Origin of the sequence: Parabacteroides sp. TM07-1AC (genome assembly GCF_003480915.1) — a bacterium.
In the GTDB taxonomy this organism is placed as follows: domain Bacteria; phylum Bacteroidota; class Bacteroidia; order Bacteroidales; family Tannerellaceae; genus Parabacteroides; species Parabacteroides chongii.
The window spans coordinates 395,689-413,360 of sequence record NZ_QUKD01000001.1; the positions used below are offsets into that span (position 1 = coordinate 395,689).

The window sequence follows — 17,672 nt, forward strand, 5'->3', positions numbered from 1 at the left end:
TTCACTTATAATTGACTAAGAGAGCAGCTGCAACTTCCTGTGCAATTTCTTCGTCACGAAGTGCCCGTAGAATAGTTAAACCAAAATCAAAAACGAATCCCGGACCTTTACAAGTAATGATATTGCCGTCCTGCTCCACACCGTTCTCTGTAGGGATTGCTCCAATCATTGTCGGTTCAAAATAAGGGAAACAAGTAGCTTTGCGCCCTTTCAACAATCCTAATCCTCCGAGAACCATAGGACCGGCACATATGGCAGCCAGTATTTTATCTTCCTTATATTTCTCCATTACCAACTCTTTCAGCCGGGTACAGGTGTTCAGATGGTTACTGCCAGGTATTCCTCCCGGAAGGATCAAAGCATCCGCAGAGCTGTAGTCAGCATCTTCAAATACATAATCGGCAACTACCGGAATATTATGTGCTCCCATGACCCGTTTATTTCCATCGATAGAGACTGTAGTAGCCCTGACACCACCTCTGCGCAATATATCGGCTGTGCCCAATGCTTCAATTTCTTCAAATCCTGTAGCCAGGAATACAAATGCTTGTTTCATAATGCTTATCATTTATTTTTGTTCAGATAATACTTTATCTTATATTTTAATAATGGGATATCGACCGGCTTTACCAGGTAGTCATTGAAATTACATTCTTTTGCTTTCTCTTTTTCCTTGTCGTAGGCAAAAGCCGAAAGAGCCAGTACTGGAATATCCGGAGATAATTTCCTGATTTCACAAGTTGCAGCAAAGCCATCCATTATCGGCATTTTTATATCCATCAAGACAAGATCCGGCTTATAAGTTTTGAACATCTGTACGGCTTGCAATCCGTTTACCGCATAGATCAAACGATACTGCTGTTTTAAAACAGCTTGTATCAAAAGATAATTTTCCAATACGTCTTCTGCTATCAGTAAAGTATATTGCCCGGGTAATGCTTCCGGAATATTATCAGGCAAACTTCCGTCAACTTTTTCATCCAAAAATGAAAATGAAGCGTTTAAGGGTAATGTAAACCAAAAAGAAGAGCCTTTTCCCCGTTCCGATTCTACTCCTATTTTCCCGCCCAATTTTTCAATGATCATCTTGCATATTGATAATCCCAAGCCTGTACCTTGCCTGAAATCATCCAGCTTCACAAAACGGTCAAAGATAGTATCCTGCTTTTCTTTCGCGATACCTATTCCTGTGTCTGTCACAGAAACCCGTACAAACCCCTCCTCCAATTTATAGGACAGTGATATAAAACCTTGATTTGTACATTTTATCGCATTGGAGAGAAGATTCAGAAGAACCTGTTCAACACGTTGTGCATCAGTCTGTAACTTAACAGAAGGCAGCATATCTCCATTATATAACAGAGCAACATCCGAAGTCATTTTCAATGACTGAGACACATATACTTCATGGCAAATATCTTTCAAATCGACACACGAAACATTATAATTCAATGTCCCTGATTCTATCTTCGCAAAATCCAGAATATCATTGATCAATTGGAGTAACAGATCGCTGTTATTTTCAATAATAGTAAGATATTCCTGTTGTTCACTGTCATTATCCGTTTCAGTGATCAATCTAGAGAAACCAACGATTGCATTCAGCGGGGTACGTATTTCATGGCTCATATTAGCAATGAAAGCATTCTTCATTTCGTCGGCTTCACGTGCTTTGATCAAGTCCAGTTCGTTTTGCCGCTGCTCGGTAACGTCCCATAACATTACTAACAATAAAGGAGAAGCTCCCGGGTCCGGATTGGTTATCAACAAACGAATTGTATTTACGATCCGAATATCACCATCGGGTTTTTCATATTCCACCATAACCTTCTGTGTTCTCCCGTTCTTTATCGTAGAATAATCCTCTGTTCTTATTTCATGGGCTCTTCGAGGATCCGGATAAAGCTCGAAATCCGTTTTTCCTAATACATCGGATGCATTGACCCCGGTAAAATCCTCTGCAGCCTGATTAAAGTAGATGTACTTAAACCCATCGAAAATATCTTTTACACTAATTGCAACGAAAACATTCGACAGAATTGTGTTCATTAATATACTCAGGAAATTGATCTTGCGTTGCTTGGCAAGATTCTCACTCATTTCTTCTATTTCTGCATCATTTCTTGCAGATTGGGAAAGATTTGTTTCCAGTTCTTTAATGCGCTGAATCAATTCTTCTCTTGAATAATTTTCATATTCTCTCATTTCTTAGATTTTAAGGCTTGTATATTAATTATAGCTGCTTATATCGAATAGCAAATGTAAATATATTTTTCATTGAACCTTGAAAAACACCGATTTAATTCATCCATACCCATTATTTTAATATAAAATGCTGCTCCAATCCAAAATAAAAGATACATTTGCAGTCTAATTACATGAATTAAACACAATATAATACGAAAAAGCTATGATGTATTGGCAGAAAGATATTGAGACGATGAGTCGTGAAGAACTGAATAAACTACAGTTAGAACGACTGAAACAAACAATAGAATTAGCCGGACACTCCCCTTTCTACAGTAAAGTGCTAAAAGACAACGGCATAACAGCGGATAGCATCCAGTCACTGGATGACCTGCAGAAAATCCCTTTCACAACGAAAGACGACTTGCGTAATAATTACCCGTTCGGAATGGCTGCTATCCCTCTCAAGGATTGTGTGAGAATACACTCTTCAAGCGGAACGACCGGAAACCCGACCGTGGTATTACATTCGGCAAAAGACCTGGACCAGTGGGCGAATCAGGTAGCACGTTGTATGTATATGGTCGGTTTACGGGATACGGATGTCTTCCAGAATACTTCCGGATACGGTATGTTCACCGGTGGTTTGGGATTTCAGTACGGAGCGGAAAAACTGGGGGCATTGACCGTTCCTGCCGCTGCCGGCAACTCCAAACGCCAGATCAAATTCATTACAGACTTTGGAACGACCTGCCTGCATATCATTCCCAGCTACGCAACCCGCCTGGCGGAAGTGATGTATGAAATGGGATTGGACCCACGTAAGGATACCAAACTGCATACTGTATGTATCGGTGCCGAACCTCATTCGGAAGAACAGCGTAAACGCATTGAACAATTGCTGGGCGTAAAAGCTTACAATTGTTTCGGTATGTCAGAAATGAACGGTCCGGGTGTCGCTTTCGAATGTACTGAACAAAACGGCTTACATATCTGGGAAGATTATACCATTGTCGAGATCGTCGATCCTGTAACATTGCAACCGGTTCCGGAAGGAGAAGTCGGTGAACTGGTATTGACCACGATCAATCGGGAGGCAATGCCATTGTTACGCTACCGTACCCGCGACCTAACTTGTATCATCCCCGGCGAATGCCCTTGCGGAAGAACTCACAAACGCCTGGCCCGGTTCAAAGGACGTAGCGACGATATGATCATCCTGAAGGGTGTCAACCTCTTCCCTATTCAGATTGAGAAGATATTAATGCAGTTCAAAGAGCTGGGCAGCAACTACCTGATCACACTCGAAACTGTGAACAACAGCGACGAAATGCTGATCGAAGTAGAACTAAGCGACCTGTTTACAGACGATTACAGTGTGCTTCAACGTCTTGCCAAAGATATTACAAGACAACTGAAAGACGAACTGCTACTCACTCCGCGTCTGAAACTGGTAGCCAAAGGTTCATTACCTGTGCAGGAAGGCAAAGCCATAAGAGTAAAAGACTTGCGTAAGTTCTGTTAAAATAATTGTTCAACAAATAAAAAGATACAGCTATGACAGTAAATCAAATTTCTATTTTCCTGGAAAATAAATATGGAAAACTTAGTGAAATCCTGGCTTTGCTTGCTGAAGAGAAGATACGGATCATTGCTGCGACAGTTGCGGATACATCGGAGTATGGTATTCTACGCATCATTGTAAGCGATCCTCAAAAAGCATATAAGATACTGAAGAGTAATAATGTAAGTGCAAACCTTACAGATGTATTGGCGATCGTTACCAATTCTTGTGCAGGAAGTTTTGCTGAAACGCTGACACACTTTACAAAAGCTGGTTTAAGTATCGAATATATGTACTGTTTCTCTCTGAATGACAAATCGATCCTGATTCTGCGCACCAATAACCGGGAAGCTGCCCGCGAAGTGATCCGTCGTCAGAATCTGGAATATATCTGCGAAAGCGACTTGATGAAATTATAAAAACAAATAACAAATGTTCGGAATAGAAGATCCCGGTATCTGGTTAGCCTACTTGTTAGCCTTCGCGTGTTTAATTTTTTCTTTATGGTTCGGAATTACCTATTGGAATAAAGGAGATAAAGAGAGTGATAACCCTAAACAATCTGATAAATGAGTACCCTTACCCTTGGAATTATTGTTATTGTTTACATGTTCGTTATTGCCTGGTTAGGCTATATAGGATATAAACAGACAAAAAATGCCAGTGATTACTTATTAGGGGGAAGAAAAGTCAACCCCATTGTTATGGCTCTCTCTTATGGGGCTACATTTATTTCCGCATCAGCTATCGTTGGTTTTGGCGGTGTTGCCGCCACTTTCGGTATGGGTATTCAATGGTTGTGCCTGTTGAATATGTTTATGGGAGTGGTTGTGGCTTTTATTTTCTTCGGCAGAAAAACCCGGAAGCTGGGAGAAGAGCACAATGCACGTACATTTCCGCAACTGTTGGGGATGCATTATAATTCGCGTAGTATCCAGATATTCATAGCTACGGTTATATTTATAGGGATGCCGTTGTATGCTGCTGTCGTCATGAAAGGAGGAGCTGTTTTTATCGAACAGATGTTCCATATCGACCTGCATCTGGCACTGCTGATATTTACGCTGATCGTTGCTGCCTATGTAATTACAGGGGGGATCAAAGGTGTTTTATATACGGATGCATTGCAGGCCGTTATCATGTTCGGTTGCATGTTGTTCCTTTTATTCTGGTTTTACCATGTAATGGATATGGGATTCATAGAAGCGAATCAAAAACTGACAGAGATTTCACATCTTGTCCCCGACCGCTTCAAGGAACTGGGCCATCAGGGATGGACAGCGATGCCGGTCACTGGTTCACCTCAATGGTATACTTTGGTTACTTCGCTGATCTTGGGTGTAGGTATCGGTTGTCTGGCGCAACCTCAATTAGTCGTGCGTTTTATGATGGTAGAAAGTACCAAACAATTGAACCGCGGAGTGCTTATCGGTTGTGTATTCCTGATTGTTACTGTCGGAGCAATCTATCATGTCGGAGCATTGTCTAATCTGTTTTTTATAAAGACTGAAGGCGTTGTGGCTTCCGAAGCAATAAAAGATATGGATAAGATCATTCCGTTATTTATAGACCGGGCCATGCCGGAATGGTTCGGTGCAGTCTTTATGCTGTGTATCCTGTCCGCCAGCATGTCTACCCTAAGCGCACAGTTCCACACTATGGGAGCTGCATTCGGGGCAGATGCCTTTCCGAATCTCGGACGCCGTAAAAATACCAATTCCACTATGGGAGTCCGTATAGGCGTTTTGTGTTCCATTCTGTTGAGTTACATAATCTGTTACACGTTGAGTGCAGGTATTATAGCCAGAGGTACAGCCTTATTCATGGGAGTTTGTGCAGTTACATTCCTTCCTGCGTATTTCTGTGCTTTATATTGGAAAAAGGCAACCAGGCAAGGTGCTTTAGCAAGCCTGTGGACCGGCGCATTGGCAAGTATGTTTGCTATGTTATTCCTTCATAAAGCAGAAGCAAGTGCAGTGGGTTTATGCAAAGCTTTAACCGGAAAAGACGTACTGATCGATGTATACCCCTGGTTTGCAATAGATCCTATTCTGTTTGCTCTTCCGTTGTCGGTCGCTGCTATCATCATAGTCAGCTTGATGACGCAGAAAAAGGCTAATAACATATAATATGAAACACATTAATATTTATTACATGTTAGAAAACATACATTAGCATTTTAACTATTGCTACTTATGAAAAAATCTGTACATTTGTACTGTGGTTTTTTCATAATAGTATTAGATTTAAGGTTAACAAAGTTGGTTAGGGGTTGTCGTGATGACAACCTTTAATGTTTTATAGACCTCCTTTCTTTTTATTTTATCTATTAGTCCTAAATTTTTACCTTTGTACTCAAAAAAGATGATCAAATACTTTTGTCTGTTTCTTCTGATCTTATGCAGTTGTAATAAAACGGAAAAAGGGCGGAATGTACTCCATGTTGCCGTTCTCCGCGGTCCTTCTGTTATAGCATTCGCCAAGATGATTGAAGACTCTCCCGAAATAGAAGGTAAACGGTTGTCGGTCGATATAGTGGACTCGCCGGAACAAATGCAGGCGTTGCTGATAAAAGGTGAAGCAGATCTGGCGGCACTCCCCATGATCAATGCAGCTAATTTATATAACAAAGGACTGAAATACGCTTTACTGGGATGTCCTGTGTGGGGAAACCTTTATATTGTTAAAAAGAAGGATACTGATGTTCTCTCCCGGGAAACAAATACTTTACATGTCTTTGGTGCAGGTACTACACCGGATATTTTAACCCGCTACTATCTGAAACAAAACGGATTGACTTATTCTTTGAATTATTCTTTCTCTACTCCCCGCGAGATAAGCCAGGGGTTGCTTAGCGGTCAGGTTCAGACAGCCGTAATGGCTGAACCGTTTTTAAGCCTTATCCTCCGGAAAGACAGTACGATCTATATTCAAGAGAGCCTGAACAATCCTGACAGTCTTTCTCCCGGATTTTCCCAGACTGCCATTGTATATACACCTGCGTTACAAGGGAAAAGAGCTGAACTAGACAGTCTGTTGAATGAATCCTGCCAGTTTGCAGTCAGCCAACCGGAACAAACGATCCGGATACTTGAAAACCGGAATATATTTATACCCGGATCACTGACACCGGAAAGTATAGAAAGATGTCAAATTAAATACCTGTCAACGGCAGAAGCCCAAGAGAGTATCCTTGACTTCCTTCGTCTGATAGAAAAATATGAACCGAAAGCCATCGGCGGAAAACTTCCGGACAATGGTTTTATGCCGGAGAAACAATGAAAAAAGGACTGATCTCATTTATATCTATATGCCTGTTATTGCTGGTCTGGCAACTGACAGCCCTTTCTATGGATCAACCGGAACTGATACCATCGGTTCCCGATCTTATAAAAGCCTTATTCCAATTGTTTGCCACCGGAACCTTTTATAAAAGCATATTTGCTACCGTTTTACGTGGTATATCCGGCATATTGCTGTCGTTCGCTGCCGCAATTACGGCAGCCTTTTTATTTGCCCGTTATGAGCTGCTTTATGAGCTATCCCGACCGTTGCTGACGATTATGCGGTCTGTTCCGGTTATTTCTTTCATCTTATTGGCTTTGATCTTTCTTGATCCTGAGGGGATTCCATTGATGATCGCCTTTCTGACCATGTTCCCTTTACTGGCGGAAAACCTGACAAAAGGAATTATCAATCTGAACCCCGGACTTTCCATCATGGCGGACCAGTTCAGGATCAGTCGTAAAAACAAGCTGATGCACATTTTCTATCCCCAGCTCAAACCGTTCCTGTTCAGCGGACTTACCTCTGCCATCGGATTCGGCTGGCGTGCGATCATTATGGGTGAAGTCCTCTCACAATGTGCTTTTGGGATTGGCGGGGAAATGAAACGTGCACAACTCTTTATATCTGTGCCGGAATTGATTGCCTGGACTATTATAGCCATTCTGATAAGTTTCTTCTTTGATAAGGGAATTAACCTGCTGTCGAAAGTAAAATGGAACATACAGTTCAGCAATACGACGCGGGAAAATAATCACATCTCCCCTGTTTATCCTATAAAAGTGACGGATGTTACTTTCCGGTATGCCGATACCAAAGTATTATCCCACTTTTCATATACTTTCGAGCCGGGTGTCATTTATGGCATAAAAGCTCCTTCGGGTAGTGGAAAGACCACTTTATTGAATCTGTTGGACGGCTCACTGAAGCCTCTCCATGGAGAAGTATCATCAGGTAAACAACAACTATTCTCTGTTGTATTTCAGGAGCCGGAACTTTTATCTCATCTGACGGTCATGCAAAATATCTGTCTGCCGCTGGCATCCGACTATGATCCTGCCTATTCGGAACAGGAAGCCCGGAAAGCATTGGAGATTGTCGAAATGGAAGCATTTCAAAAGCGTTATCCGAACGAACTCAGCTACGGGCAACAACAACGCGTCGCTCTTGCCCGGGCATTGGCATATCCCTCTGCAGTGATGCTTCTCGACGAACCGTTCAAAGGATTGGATAAAGCACTTACCATCCGCATTATCGATCGTATAATCGCGCGACAGGCAGGCTACAGACAAACTATTATTTTCACATCACACGACCAGGAAGAAATAGACCGCCTTGCTTCGGTGATCATTCGACTAACGGTTGTCAATTATATATAAACTAAGAATCCCCTGTCTTATCAACCGATAAAACAGGGGATACTACTATGTTAAATACTAAATATTACACCGGAAGAGTTCCGCCGATCAGGATAACAACCAGCAAAGCCAAGATAGCATACAACTCAGGGAATACGGCCATTACCATTGTTGCACCGAATACGTTATGACCAGCACCAACACCGGCAATACCGTTTGCACAAACTTCTGCCTGACGGATGGAAGATAATAAACCTGCAAATCCTAATACCAGACCGGCACCGAATACCGCTGTTGCATTCAACATGGTAATGTCTGCAACCAGGAATTTCTGCATCATGAAATAACCTACGAATCCGTACAAACCCTGTGAAGAAGGCAACGCACTCAATGCGATGTAAGTACCCAGTGCATCCGGGTTCTTCTTCATTGCTCCTACTACTGCGTTACCGCAGATTGTTACACCATAACTACTGCCGATAAAGGTTAAACCTGTCATCAACGCAATACCAAGATAAGCTAATAAAATTGGTTCCATAATGAAATTTGTTTGTTTAATTATTTTTTTGTTATTATTTAAATCACGTTTTGTTTATGCTTTTTTGAAAGGTTGGTAAGCCTTACCGCCACCTTCGAACTCTGCATTCTTATAATACTCTACGAAGATCAGACGGAGCGGGTGAACCAGTGAACTGATGGTACACAGACCGATGTTGATCGCATGGCCGACCAAAAGGATCAGCAACATACAGATCACACGCAATACGATGTTCATACCTTCCGTCATATCTACAGCCAGCGAATTGAATACGCCTCCCAGGATCGCACCGGTCAGACCGATAGCGAACAGACGGATATAAGACAATGTATCACCCAGCAGTCCGGAAGCCATGTTATAGGTATTCCACAGACCTGTACCGAAGTTCAGGAAGATATTCTTACCCGGCGTATTGTAAAGGAAGGCTACCAACAATCCCAGTCCGGCTATCACCAGGAAGATATTTTTCACTACTTCCGGCAATTGTACGTCCAGCATCGGTAAACCGAAAACAAGACATAATGCCAGGATAATGAATACCCATGCCAACGGTGCAATGCCATATTTCTTGCCCTTCTGTGACATGATCTTCAGTGCTGCGATCGTCTTTCCGAACAGGATCTGTACCAATCCGATTATGATCGAGAACGTCATCAGGTTATCGCTCGAAACGAAGTAATCTTTCACCGATGCGAAAGCCGGTATATCGACCAAAGCGATACCAAAGAACGATCCTGTACAAGTACCGACGATCAGTGCCGCCAGTCCGAGATACTGGAACAGACTCAGGAACGGTTTGAAATCCGGATTGACTTTCCGTTTCAGGATCGTACAAGCGATCATTACCAGTAATCCGTATCCGCCATCTCCGAAACAAAGTCCGAAGAACAACATAAAGAACGGTGCAAAGAACGGTGTCGGGTCAAACTCGCCATAGTTAGGTAAAGAGAACATCCGCGTGATCGGTTCGTACAACTTGGCGAACTTACCATTCTTTAGCAGGATAGGAACTTTATCCCCCTCTTCGATCTCCAATGCCTGATAGAAATAGCCATCTTTTTCAAGAGCTTCCTCCATTGCCTGCGCCTTTTCAGTAGGTACCCAGCCTTCCAGCAACATCAACTTATCGCCTGCCTGACGATCGGTTTGCACAAGCACATTCGACAGATTGAACTCATTCTGCAAATTCTTGTCAAACAAATCGAGCGTATTATAATCAGACGCTGCCAGCTTTTTCATTTCAGCATCCAATACCTTCATTTCCTGCTTTAACAGGTCGAGACGTGCATTCAGTTTCTGCAAGCCTCTGTCCGGCATCTTCGGACGTTCCGCATCTATGTCGATCGTCGTACCGACTTTCGTTATAGTAAGGAAATAAGTAACCGACTGGAAATTGTTGATCAATACGGCATTGTATTCATCACCCCATTTCGGTTCATACTTAGCCGTCGGGCAAGTCCAGAACGTAATATCATATCCAGCCTTCTTCAGACGATTGAAATTAGCCCAACTGAAATCACCCCAGATCTCCATATAAGCAATATCCTTTTCAAGGGATGCCTTGACAGATTGAAGTTGCACTTTCTTATCCTGCAATTCTTCGATCTTCTGGATCAACTTCAGTCCCGCTTTCTTATCCAGTTCACGGGCCGGAGCCAACTGAAGGTCTTTCGTTCCTGAATTCAGGTTCTTGAAAAAGCGCATTAACAAGTTGACACGCTTACGTATAGCCAGAATATCCTGAAGTTCTGCATTATCAAGAATAGACTTTCCCTCTTTCACATGCACGACACCCAGTTCGCGCAATTGTGCCAGGAACGAATCATATTCCCTGTGATATACCATAAAGGCATATTTACTCATTTTTACTATCATACGCCAGCCTCCTCTTTTTGTTCTTTTGCTTTACGCTTTTCCTGGTTAGCCCGCATGATCTTCTGTGACGACTTGGAAAGACTTTCTTCGTCTTCCATAAATCGTTTCACCTTACGGATCGCATCTTTATAGCCGGGGATCTGTACCTTCTCAAAGAGGTTTACCTTCTGAGTGGTCTTCTTCCTGGCATGCTCCAATAACTCCAGCTTCATTCCCGAAAACTCGGCTTCTATCCCGGTACGCGCCAGCTTTTTCAGCAGCTCGACACCATCGGTAAACCAGGCAGGGGAATTAAAGAGACTGTAATGTCCGATCTCAAACTGAATCTCGTCCAATACAGGAACGATCACACCGGCAATCTTCTTCGTAGAGAGTGTCACATCCTTCACCGCAATCAGTTCGGGAGAGAACTCGTTCCACAAAGCCACCATGTTCTCGTAGCTCTGAATCTCTTTTTCCAGCTGAAGTTCCAATTTGGTCACTTCATCCTTGGTCCGCTTCACTTCGATACGCAACGCACTTTCCTTGCTTTTAATCGTAGGCAGGGAACGCTCGCGCATCTTCAGCTGCTTTTCCAATTGCTGAAGAGAGGTTTTATTATATTGAAACTTTATTGCCATATTATATCGTTTTTTAATTCCTTTCGGATGGAATTCCGGTTTCTTCCGAGAGAAATTCTTTTTTCATCCGAATGGAACGGTTTGCGGACCGTTCTTACTTTTTCCAGTATTTGTCTACCAACTCCTGCTTGATATTCACTTCCGCCGGTTTGAAGTATTCGCCGAACAAGCCCCATGCCACGTCGAGCATTTCGGTTGTGTCGAGGTTTACGTCGATAGCCAACAGCTTTTCCGAATAATCCTTTGCAAAAGACAGTGTACGGTTGTCGTAGTCCGTCAAGTCGAAACCATTCTCCATCTTGGTCTTTGCATTGGCAGCATCGGCATACAGACGAACGGCAGCATTCATCACCTGCGGGTGATCTTCGCGTGTCTTCTTTCCTGTTACCAGCTGTTTCAAACGTGACAAGCTTCGGAACGGGTCGACGATTACTTTACCGACATCGCTATCACGGCGCAGATACAACTGACCTTCGGTGATATAACCGGTATTATCAGGCACGGCGTGTGTGATATCGCCACCGGACAAAGTCGTTACCGCAATAATGGTAATGGAACCACCTGCCGGGAACTGTACCGCCTTTTCGTAGATCTTTGCCAAGTCGGAATAAAGTGAACCCGGCATAGAGTCTTTCGACGGGATCTGGTCCATACGGTTCGATACGATCGCCAGGGCATCCGCGTAGTTGGTCATGTCGGTCAACAATACCAGCACCTTTTCATTCTTTTGTACGGCGAAGTATTCAGCAGCCGACAGCGCCATATCCGGAATAAGGATACGTTCTACGGACGGGTCTTCGGTTGTATTGATGAAGCTCACGATACGATCGAGTGCACCGGCGTTGCTAAATGTATTTTTAAAGAACAGGTAGTCGTCGTTGGTCATACCCATACCACCAAGGATAATCTTATCCGATTGGGCACGCAGGGCTACCATCGCCATCACCTGGTTGAACGGCTGGTCAGGGTCGGCGAAGAACGGGATCTTCTGTCCGGTTACCAGCGTATTGTTCAGGTCGATACCGGCAATACCCGTAGCGATCAGTTCTGACGGCTGTTTACGGCGAACCGGGTTTACAGACGGGCCACCGATTTCCACTTCCGTTCCTTCCGGGATCGGACCACCATCGATCGGGTCGCCATACGCATTGAAGAAACGTCCGGCCAACTGGTCGCCTACTTTCAGCGTAGGCGCTTTGCCCATGAATACCACTTCGGCATTCGTACGGATACCTTCCGTACCGGAGAACACCTGCAGCGTAACCTCGTCACCGATGATCTTTACCACCTGTGCCAGCTTGCCGTCTACGGAAGCCAGCTCGTCATACCCAACTCCCGTTGCCTTCAGCGAACAGGTAGCTTTCGTGATCTGGGTAATCTTCGTATATATTTTTTGAAATGCTTTTGTTGCCATACGTTCTGTTATTTTTCCATACGCTCTGCGAGCAGGGCGTCGAGTTGATCGTTGAACTTCTTAAACTGATCGCTTTCGTATTCGGAATAGTTCATCTGCTTGAAGATGTTGATCATCTGTTTGAAATATTCCATTACTTCGAGGAAGGTGTCGAAACGGAATTCCGCATGACAGATCTTCACCACCTTGTCCAGCATAAATTCCTGACGGGCCAGCGGTGTCACGGCATCGATCGCGTCGAACGCATCCTGTTGCAGGATCACGAAGTCGATCAATTCCGATTTCCAGAAAGTAACATGGTATTCTACAGGTACACCGTCGTCACCCAGGATGTTGATCTGTTCGGCAATTTCCTTACCACGCAACATACGGGTCTTGATCTCGTTTACCTTGTCGATCCATTCCGGAGAGATATGTTTAGCGATATATTCCTGAAATTCGGGATATTCCAGATATTTTGAATAACTGTCGATCGGGTTTACGGCCGGATAACGTTTACGGTCGGCACGTTCCTGCTCCAAAGCGTAGAAACAACGGGCTACCTTCTTCGTATTTTCCGTTACCGGTTCTTTCAGGTTACCACCGGCGGGCGATACCGTACCGATAAAGGTTACCGAACCTGTCGCCCCATTATTCAAATGAACGAAACCTGCACGGGCATAGAAGTTAGCCACGATTGCAGACAAGTCCATCGGGAATGCATCGGGTCCCGGAAGTTCTTCCAGACGGTTAGACATCTCACGCAAAGCCTGTGCCCAACGGGAAGTAGAGTCCGCCATCAACAATACCTTCAGTCCCATGCTACGGTAATATTCAGCCAGAGTCATCGCCGTATATACGGATGCTTCACGGGCTGCCACAGGCATGTTTGAAGTATTGGCGATAATGATGGTACGTTCCATCAATTTACGTCCTGTATGCGGGTCGATCAGTTCGGGGAACTCGGTAAAGATTTCCACTACCTCATTCGCACGTTCACCGCAGGCAGCGATGATCACGATATCGGCTTCCGCCTGTTTGGAGATAGCGTGCTGAAGCACAGTCTTACCTGTACCGAACGGGCCGGGAATAAATCCTGTACCGCCTTCGACGATCGGGTTTACCGTATCGATTGTACGAACACCTGTTTCCAGCAATTTGTATGGACGAGGTTTTTCTTTATAACAAGTGATGGCTCTCTTTACCGGCCAGCGCTGTATCATATTAATATCGATATCCTTACCATCTTCGTCTGTCAATACAGCGATCGTCTGGTTGATGGTATATTGTCCGGCTTCCACCAGGCTCTTTACAGTATAAGTGCCTTTAAACGTGAAAGGGACCATGATCTTGTGAGGCTGGAAGTTTTCATCCACTTCGCCCAACCAGTCACCGGCAGTCACTGTATCGCCTACCTTCGCCAGCGGCTTGTAATCCCACAATTTATCGTTATCGAGTGCAAATGTATATTCACCACGTTTCAGGAACACGCCGTCCATTTTATCCAGGTCATTCTGCAAACCGTCGTAGTTACGCGACAGCATACCCGGCCCCAATGTCACTTCAAGCATGTGCCCTTCAAACTCGGCTTCGTCACCTACACGCATCCCACGTGTACTTTCAAATACCTGTACAAAGGCATCTTTCCCTATTACTTTAATAACCTCCGCCATCAGCTTTACGCCTCCTACGGAAATGTAACAGATTTCATTTTGAGAAACCGGCCCATCCACCTCGACGGTTACCAGGTTGGATACGATTCCTCTAACAATTCCTTTCGTAGCCATAATTATTTATTATTGTTTCTTTTAAATTCTTCCAACGCATTATCACTTCCCTTCTTCATCGCTCCTACTATTTCGCGGAAAGTCTTCTCGCCTGTCACCCTATCCAGCGTAACCCAGCGTTCGATCATTTCCAACTTTAGTAAATAAGCGAACACACTTTCGATATCGAAAGTCTTGAAGAACGTATTATCGTCCAGCCATTTCCATTTCAGCAAATCCACTTTCTTTTCGCGGGCCATCAGGTCGGGCTCTTCAGCAATGCGTTGCAGATCGGGCAGATAGTCTACCGCATCTCCCAATCCGAAATCACGGGCATTGGAAGTACGGATAGCCTCGGCTACCTCGTTGTTTCCCACTATATATTCTGCTTTATCAAATCCATACTTACGGCAGGTTATGGCGGTCAGCATGTTATTGATATTGAGGTTCAGTTCAAACCAGTTACGGATGAAACCGTTGCTGCATTTCATCGCATAGTCGTAATAAAGGGCTGCCAGACGGTCTTCCCAGGAGATCGTTTGTTTTTCCTCTTTCTTCTGGCTATCCAGATACTGTTTGAAGAACTCTATGAAATAAGGAGGAATCTGTTTGTTCTTAGGCGGCTTCTCGCCATCCTTCAAAGCATCGAACAGACTTTTGTACTCGTCGTATGTTATACTTCCCTTTTCATCCGGGTCACTGTCCGGACGCTGTGAGAAACTAAGCAGGTTCTTATTATCGAATTTGAGGAAAAACAAGTCTACCAGCTTCTTATCACGGGACGTAAGAATACCGTCCAACTCCTTTCTGAATTCAGAAACGGAATAGGTCAGCTTACTATCATCCAATGATATATTAGGGAGTCCGGCAATCAGACAGTAGTATTTACTCATATCAGAACAACATTTCTACCAGCCCGGGACGCAGGAATTCTTTAAAGAATGCAACAAACTCGTCTTCCCCGAAGCTTACTTTATAGGATCCGTCGGCAGGAATAATGGTAAAATCGGCTTTCTTTCCGCTTACTTTTTCTATTTTCACGCCACCGTCGAGCAACGATTTGGCATTTGCTTCAAAATATTTAGTTAATGCATCCGCATCGGCTGTCTGGATAGTGATCGCTTCTTTCTTAGCCCATTCCTTAGCCATTTCAAGGATCACCTTCTGCATAAATGCAGTGTCAGAAACGATCGCTTTCACATTCGAGGAAGTAATCTTTCCGGTTATAAGGTTTACCACTTCGCTCTTCAGCGCTTCTACAGCCTGGGTAGCGAATAACTTCAGTTCGGCTTCTGTATTCTTTTTCAGCTCGGCAGCTTGTTTTTGTGCTGCTGCAACAATACGTTTTGCTTCCGCTTCCGCCTCGCTAACAATCGCTTGTTTCTGAGCATTCGCATCGGCAATGATCCGTCCAGCTTCTTCGTTCCCCTTCTCTACTCCTTCTTTGTAGATCTTGTCGGTCAGTTCCTGAATCTTTGTATCCATTTCTATATATATTTATTAAATTGTATTTTTCAATAATATTAAACGCCTACAAAGTTATTCTTTTCTGTGAATAAACATTGAAATAAATGTAAAATCAAGCTAAAAAATAAAACGCTATAAATTAATTTTTAATTTTGCTCGTCTAAAATTCGCATAATATGTTCTCAATTAGAAAAACGACAACAGATGATGTCCTGTTAATCAGAAACTTGGCATCTCAAATATGGGAGCCTACTTATGGCTCTATCCTCTCCCGCGAGCAGCTCGACTACATGTTCGAGATGATGTATGCCCCGGAAAGTATTCTCAATCAAATGAATGAACTTCATCACGAGTTCTTCATTATCAACAAAGACGGCGAGCCTTCGGGTTATCTCTCTATCGAAACGGTAGAAAAAGACTTGTACGAGTTCCAGAAAATCTATTCACTCCCCTCTTTGCATGGTTCGGGTATCGGACGTTTTATCATCGAACAGGGAGTTGCTTACTTGAAAAGTATCCATCCGGGACCATTTACTGTCGAGCTGAATGTAAACCGCGAAAACCCGGCTCTCGGTTTTTATAAGCATATGGGCTTCCATGAACATGCAACACGCGATTTCCATATCGGTAATGGGTATTATATGAATGATTACATTATGCGGATGGAGGTGCCTAACTAATAATCTGTAAGTACTTAGAGCTTACAAATTATCACTTTCGCGCACATATTATTTACCATTTAAAGCGTGACAGGCAAAAGCGCGTATTTGTGACAGACTGCAACTACTGATTATCAAATGCCAGAATAAGCTTACAGGACATTACTATGACAGGTGTTTGTACAGTCTCTTTAATATAGAATAAATATTATATATAATAAATACAAAGGGAGGATGATAAAAAATTCAAGAAAATCTCCTCTCTGAAAAAAGCATAGGACTTTACAAATGTTAAGACTGGACTTTTAAAGAGAAAAGACTGGACTTTTAAAATCAAAAGACCGGTCTTTTTTTAGAGGAAATAATTGCGTTTTAACTTCAAAACAACTATCTTTGGAAAACACTAAATCTGAAGAAGTTATGAAGAAAAAAGCCTATCAACTACTATACCATATTTTATCGACCTGCAGCAATAGATTTAACAATAAATTGCTTATCCGATGTAAACTAATCATAGGTAGTTCGTTGCTATTATTGAACAATGGATATGCTCAAAGCAAGCAGGAACAATCTTCCAATGCTTCCTCTCCTTTACAACAAGATACCATTCAAGCGAAGGACGATCATAGCCAAATATTCTGTTATGTAACGGAAACGATGCCGGAATTTCCAGGAGGGCAAGGTGAACTTTTGAAATATCTGAAAGAAGAAGTTTCCAAATATGCTCCTTCCGATTCGTGGAATGAAGGACGAATAACCGTCTCTTTCGTTGTCGATAGTGTGGGAAAAATCTGTGATCCTGAAGTTTTCCGATCATTAACGATTGAACAGGATTCTATCGCAATTCAAATTATTAAAAATATGCCGGACTGGTCGCCCGGTAAACAAAGAGGAAAGCCAGTGAGAGTAAAATACACGGTTCCTATAACATTCAAGAATTTCAAAAAAGATAAAGAATAA

At 43.2% G+C, this 17,672-nt stretch carries 17 protein-coding genes; 8 read left to right on the forward strand and 9 right to left on the reverse strand.

Annotation, left to right across the window (positions count from 1 at the left end; genetic code table 11):
• Position 1: 1 nt before the first annotated feature.
• A complete protein-coding gene (locus DXD68_RS01665) occupies positions 2 to 556 on the reverse strand; it encodes a DJ-1 family glyoxalase III (RefSeq protein WP_122360493.1) in 555 nt (184 codons plus the stop codon).
• Between the two features lie 8 nt (positions 557 to 564).
• Positions 565 to 2,205: an ATP-binding protein gene (locus DXD68_RS01670; protein ID WP_122360017.1), complete on the reverse strand. Its 1,641-nt coding sequence runs from the start codon at positions 2,203 to 2,205 to the stop codon at positions 565 to 567.
• 205 nt (positions 2,206 to 2,410) lie between these two features.
• Between DXD68_RS01670 and DXD68_RS01675 the strand changes: the two genes are divergently transcribed.
• The 6 genes from DXD68_RS01675 (at position 2,411) to DXD68_RS01695 (ending at position 8,415) form a co-directional block, all read left to right on the forward strand.
• Positions 2,411 to 3,712 carry a phenylacetate--CoA ligase family protein gene (locus DXD68_RS01675; protein ID WP_122360018.1) on the forward strand — a complete coding sequence of 434 codons (1,302 nt, stop codon included), beginning with the start codon at positions 2,411 to 2,413 and terminating at the stop codon, positions 3,710 to 3,712.
• A 32-nt stretch (positions 3,713 to 3,744) separates the two neighbouring features.
• A complete protein-coding gene (locus tag DXD68_RS01680; protein ID WP_122360019.1) occupies positions 3,745 to 4,170 on the forward strand; it encodes an acetolactate synthase in 426 nt (141 codons plus the stop codon).
• A 13-nt stretch (positions 4,171 to 4,183) separates the two neighbouring features.
• Complete coding sequence (locus tag DXD68_RS24780) at positions 4,184 to 4,324, forward strand: symporter small accessory protein (RefSeq protein ID WP_337940218.1); 141 nt, start codon at positions 4,184 to 4,186, stop codon at positions 4,322 to 4,324.
• On the forward strand, positions 4,321 to 5,880 hold the full coding sequence (locus DXD68_RS01685; RefSeq protein ID WP_122360020.1) for a sodium:solute symporter: 1,560 nt from the start codon (positions 4,321 to 4,323) through the stop codon (positions 5,878 to 5,880). The genes DXD68_RS24780 and DXD68_RS01685 overlap by 4 nt, the downstream gene beginning before the upstream one ends.
• Positions 5,881 to 6,115: 235 nt before the next feature.
• Positions 6,116 to 7,033: an ABC transporter substrate-binding protein gene (locus DXD68_RS01690; RefSeq protein ID WP_122360021.1), complete on the forward strand. Its 918-nt coding sequence runs from the start codon at positions 6,116 to 6,118 to the stop codon at positions 7,031 to 7,033.
• Positions 7,030 to 8,415, forward strand: a complete 1,386-nt coding sequence (locus tag DXD68_RS01695; protein WP_122360022.1) for an ATP-binding cassette domain-containing protein — start codon at positions 7,030 to 7,032, stop codon at positions 8,413 to 8,415. Before DXD68_RS01690 ends, DXD68_RS01695 begins: the two co-directional genes overlap by 4 nt.
• Before the next feature lie 64 nt (positions 8,416 to 8,479).
• Here DXD68_RS01695 and DXD68_RS01700 read toward each other — a convergent pair whose 3' ends face one another.
• The 7 genes from DXD68_RS01700 to DXD68_RS01730 form a co-directional block, all read right to left on the reverse strand.
• Entirely contained in the window at positions 8,480 to 8,932 is a 453-nt protein-coding gene (locus DXD68_RS01700; protein WP_028729164.1) for an ATPase, read from the reverse strand.
• Positions 8,933 to 8,986: 54 nt separating this feature from the next.
• Positions 8,987 to 10,807, reverse strand: a complete 1,821-nt coding sequence (locus DXD68_RS01705; RefSeq protein WP_122360023.1) for a V-type ATP synthase subunit I — start codon at positions 10,805 to 10,807, stop codon at positions 8,987 to 8,989.
• Positions 10,804 to 11,427 carry a V-type ATP synthase subunit D gene (locus DXD68_RS01710; RefSeq protein WP_075557595.1) on the reverse strand — a complete coding sequence of 208 codons (624 nt, stop codon included), beginning with the start codon at positions 11,425 to 11,427 and terminating at the stop codon, positions 10,804 to 10,806. Before DXD68_RS01710 ends, DXD68_RS01705 begins: the two co-directional genes overlap by 4 nt.
• A gap of 94 nt (positions 11,428 to 11,521) precedes the next feature.
• Positions 11,522 to 12,841, reverse strand: a complete 1,320-nt coding sequence (locus DXD68_RS01715; protein WP_075557596.1) for a V-type ATP synthase subunit B — start codon at positions 12,839 to 12,841, stop codon at positions 11,522 to 11,524.
• Between the two features lie 8 nt (positions 12,842 to 12,849).
• Complete coding sequence (locus DXD68_RS01720) at positions 12,850 to 14,607, reverse strand: V-type ATP synthase subunit A (RefSeq protein ID WP_122354514.1); 1,758 nt, start codon at positions 14,605 to 14,607, stop codon at positions 12,850 to 12,852.
• 2 nt (positions 14,608 to 14,609) lie between these two features.
• Positions 14,610 to 15,479 carry a DUF2764 domain-containing protein gene (locus DXD68_RS01725; protein ID WP_122360024.1) on the reverse strand — a complete coding sequence of 290 codons (870 nt, stop codon included), beginning with the start codon at positions 15,477 to 15,479 and terminating at the stop codon, positions 14,610 to 14,612.
• A gap of 1 nt (position 15,480) precedes the next feature.
• On the reverse strand, positions 15,481 to 16,071 hold the full coding sequence (locus DXD68_RS01730; RefSeq protein WP_122354516.1) for a hypothetical protein: 591 nt from the start codon (positions 16,069 to 16,071) through the stop codon (positions 15,481 to 15,483).
• 158 nt (positions 16,072 to 16,229) lie between these two features.
• On the opposite strand from DXD68_RS01730, the gene DXD68_RS01735 reads away from it, so the two are divergent.
• Positions 16,230 to 16,733 (forward strand): GNAT family N-acetyltransferase, encoded by a 504-nt coding sequence (locus DXD68_RS01735; RefSeq protein WP_122360025.1) that lies wholly within the window; start codon positions 16,230 to 16,232, stop codon positions 16,731 to 16,733.
• 399 nt (positions 16,734 to 17,132) lie between these two features.
• The gene (locus DXD68_RS01740; RefSeq protein WP_147382968.1) at positions 17,133 to 17,672 is read left to right on the forward strand and encodes an energy transducer TonB; all 540 of its coding nucleotides are present in this window, start codon (positions 17,133 to 17,135) and stop codon (positions 17,670 to 17,672) included.

Coding starts and splice junctions, on each gene's coding strand:
- DXD68_RS01665 (WP_122360493.1), bottom strand. CDS start 556: ATGAAACAAGCATTTGTATTCCTGGCTACAGGATTTGAAGAAATTGAA.
- DXD68_RS01670 (WP_122360017.1), bottom strand. CDS start 2,205: ATGAGAGAATATGAAAATTATTCAAGAGAAGAATTGATTCAGCGCATT.
- DXD68_RS01675 (WP_122360018.1), top strand. CDS start 2,411: ATGATGTATTGGCAGAAAGATATTGAGACGATGAGTCGTGAAGAACTG.
- DXD68_RS01680 (WP_122360019.1), top strand. CDS start 3,745: ATGACAGTAAATCAAATTTCTATTTTCCTGGAAAATAAATATGGAAAA.
- DXD68_RS24780 (WP_337940218.1), top strand. CDS start 4,184: ATGTTCGGAATAGAAGATCCCGGTATCTGGTTAGCCTACTTGTTAGCC.
- DXD68_RS01685 (WP_122360020.1), top strand. CDS start 4,321: ATGAGTACCCTTACCCTTGGAATTATTGTTATTGTTTACATGTTCGTT.
- DXD68_RS01690 (WP_122360021.1), top strand. CDS start 6,116: ATGATCAAATACTTTTGTCTGTTTCTTCTGATCTTATGCAGTTGTAAT.
- DXD68_RS01695 (WP_122360022.1), top strand. CDS start 7,030: ATGAAAAAAGGACTGATCTCATTTATATCTATATGCCTGTTATTGCTG.
- DXD68_RS01700 (WP_028729164.1), bottom strand. CDS start 8,932: ATGGAACCAATTTTATTAGCTTATCTTGGTATTGCGTTGATGACAGGT.
- DXD68_RS01705 (WP_122360023.1), bottom strand. CDS start 10,807: ATGATAGTAAAAATGAGTAAATATGCCTTTATGGTATATCACAGGGAA.
- DXD68_RS01710 (WP_075557595.1), bottom strand. CDS start 11,427: ATGGCAATAAAGTTTCAATATAATAAAACCTCTCTTCAGCAATTGGAA.
- DXD68_RS01715 (WP_075557596.1), bottom strand. CDS start 12,841: ATGGCAACAAAAGCATTTCAAAAAATATATACGAAGATTACCCAGATC.
- DXD68_RS01720 (WP_122354514.1), bottom strand. CDS start 14,607: ATGGCTACGAAAGGAATTGTTAGAGGAATCGTATCCAACCTGGTAACC.
- DXD68_RS01725 (WP_122360024.1), bottom strand. CDS start 15,479: ATGAGTAAATACTACTGTCTGATTGCCGGACTCCCTAATATATCATTG.
- DXD68_RS01730 (WP_122354516.1), bottom strand. CDS start 16,071: ATGGATACAAAGATTCAGGAACTGACCGACAAGATCTACAAAGAAGGA.
- DXD68_RS01735 (WP_122360025.1), top strand. CDS start 16,230: ATGTTCTCAATTAGAAAAACGACAACAGATGATGTCCTGTTAATCAGA.
- DXD68_RS01740 (WP_147382968.1), top strand. CDS start 17,133: ATGAAGAAAAAAGCCTATCAACTACTATACCATATTTTATCGACCTGC.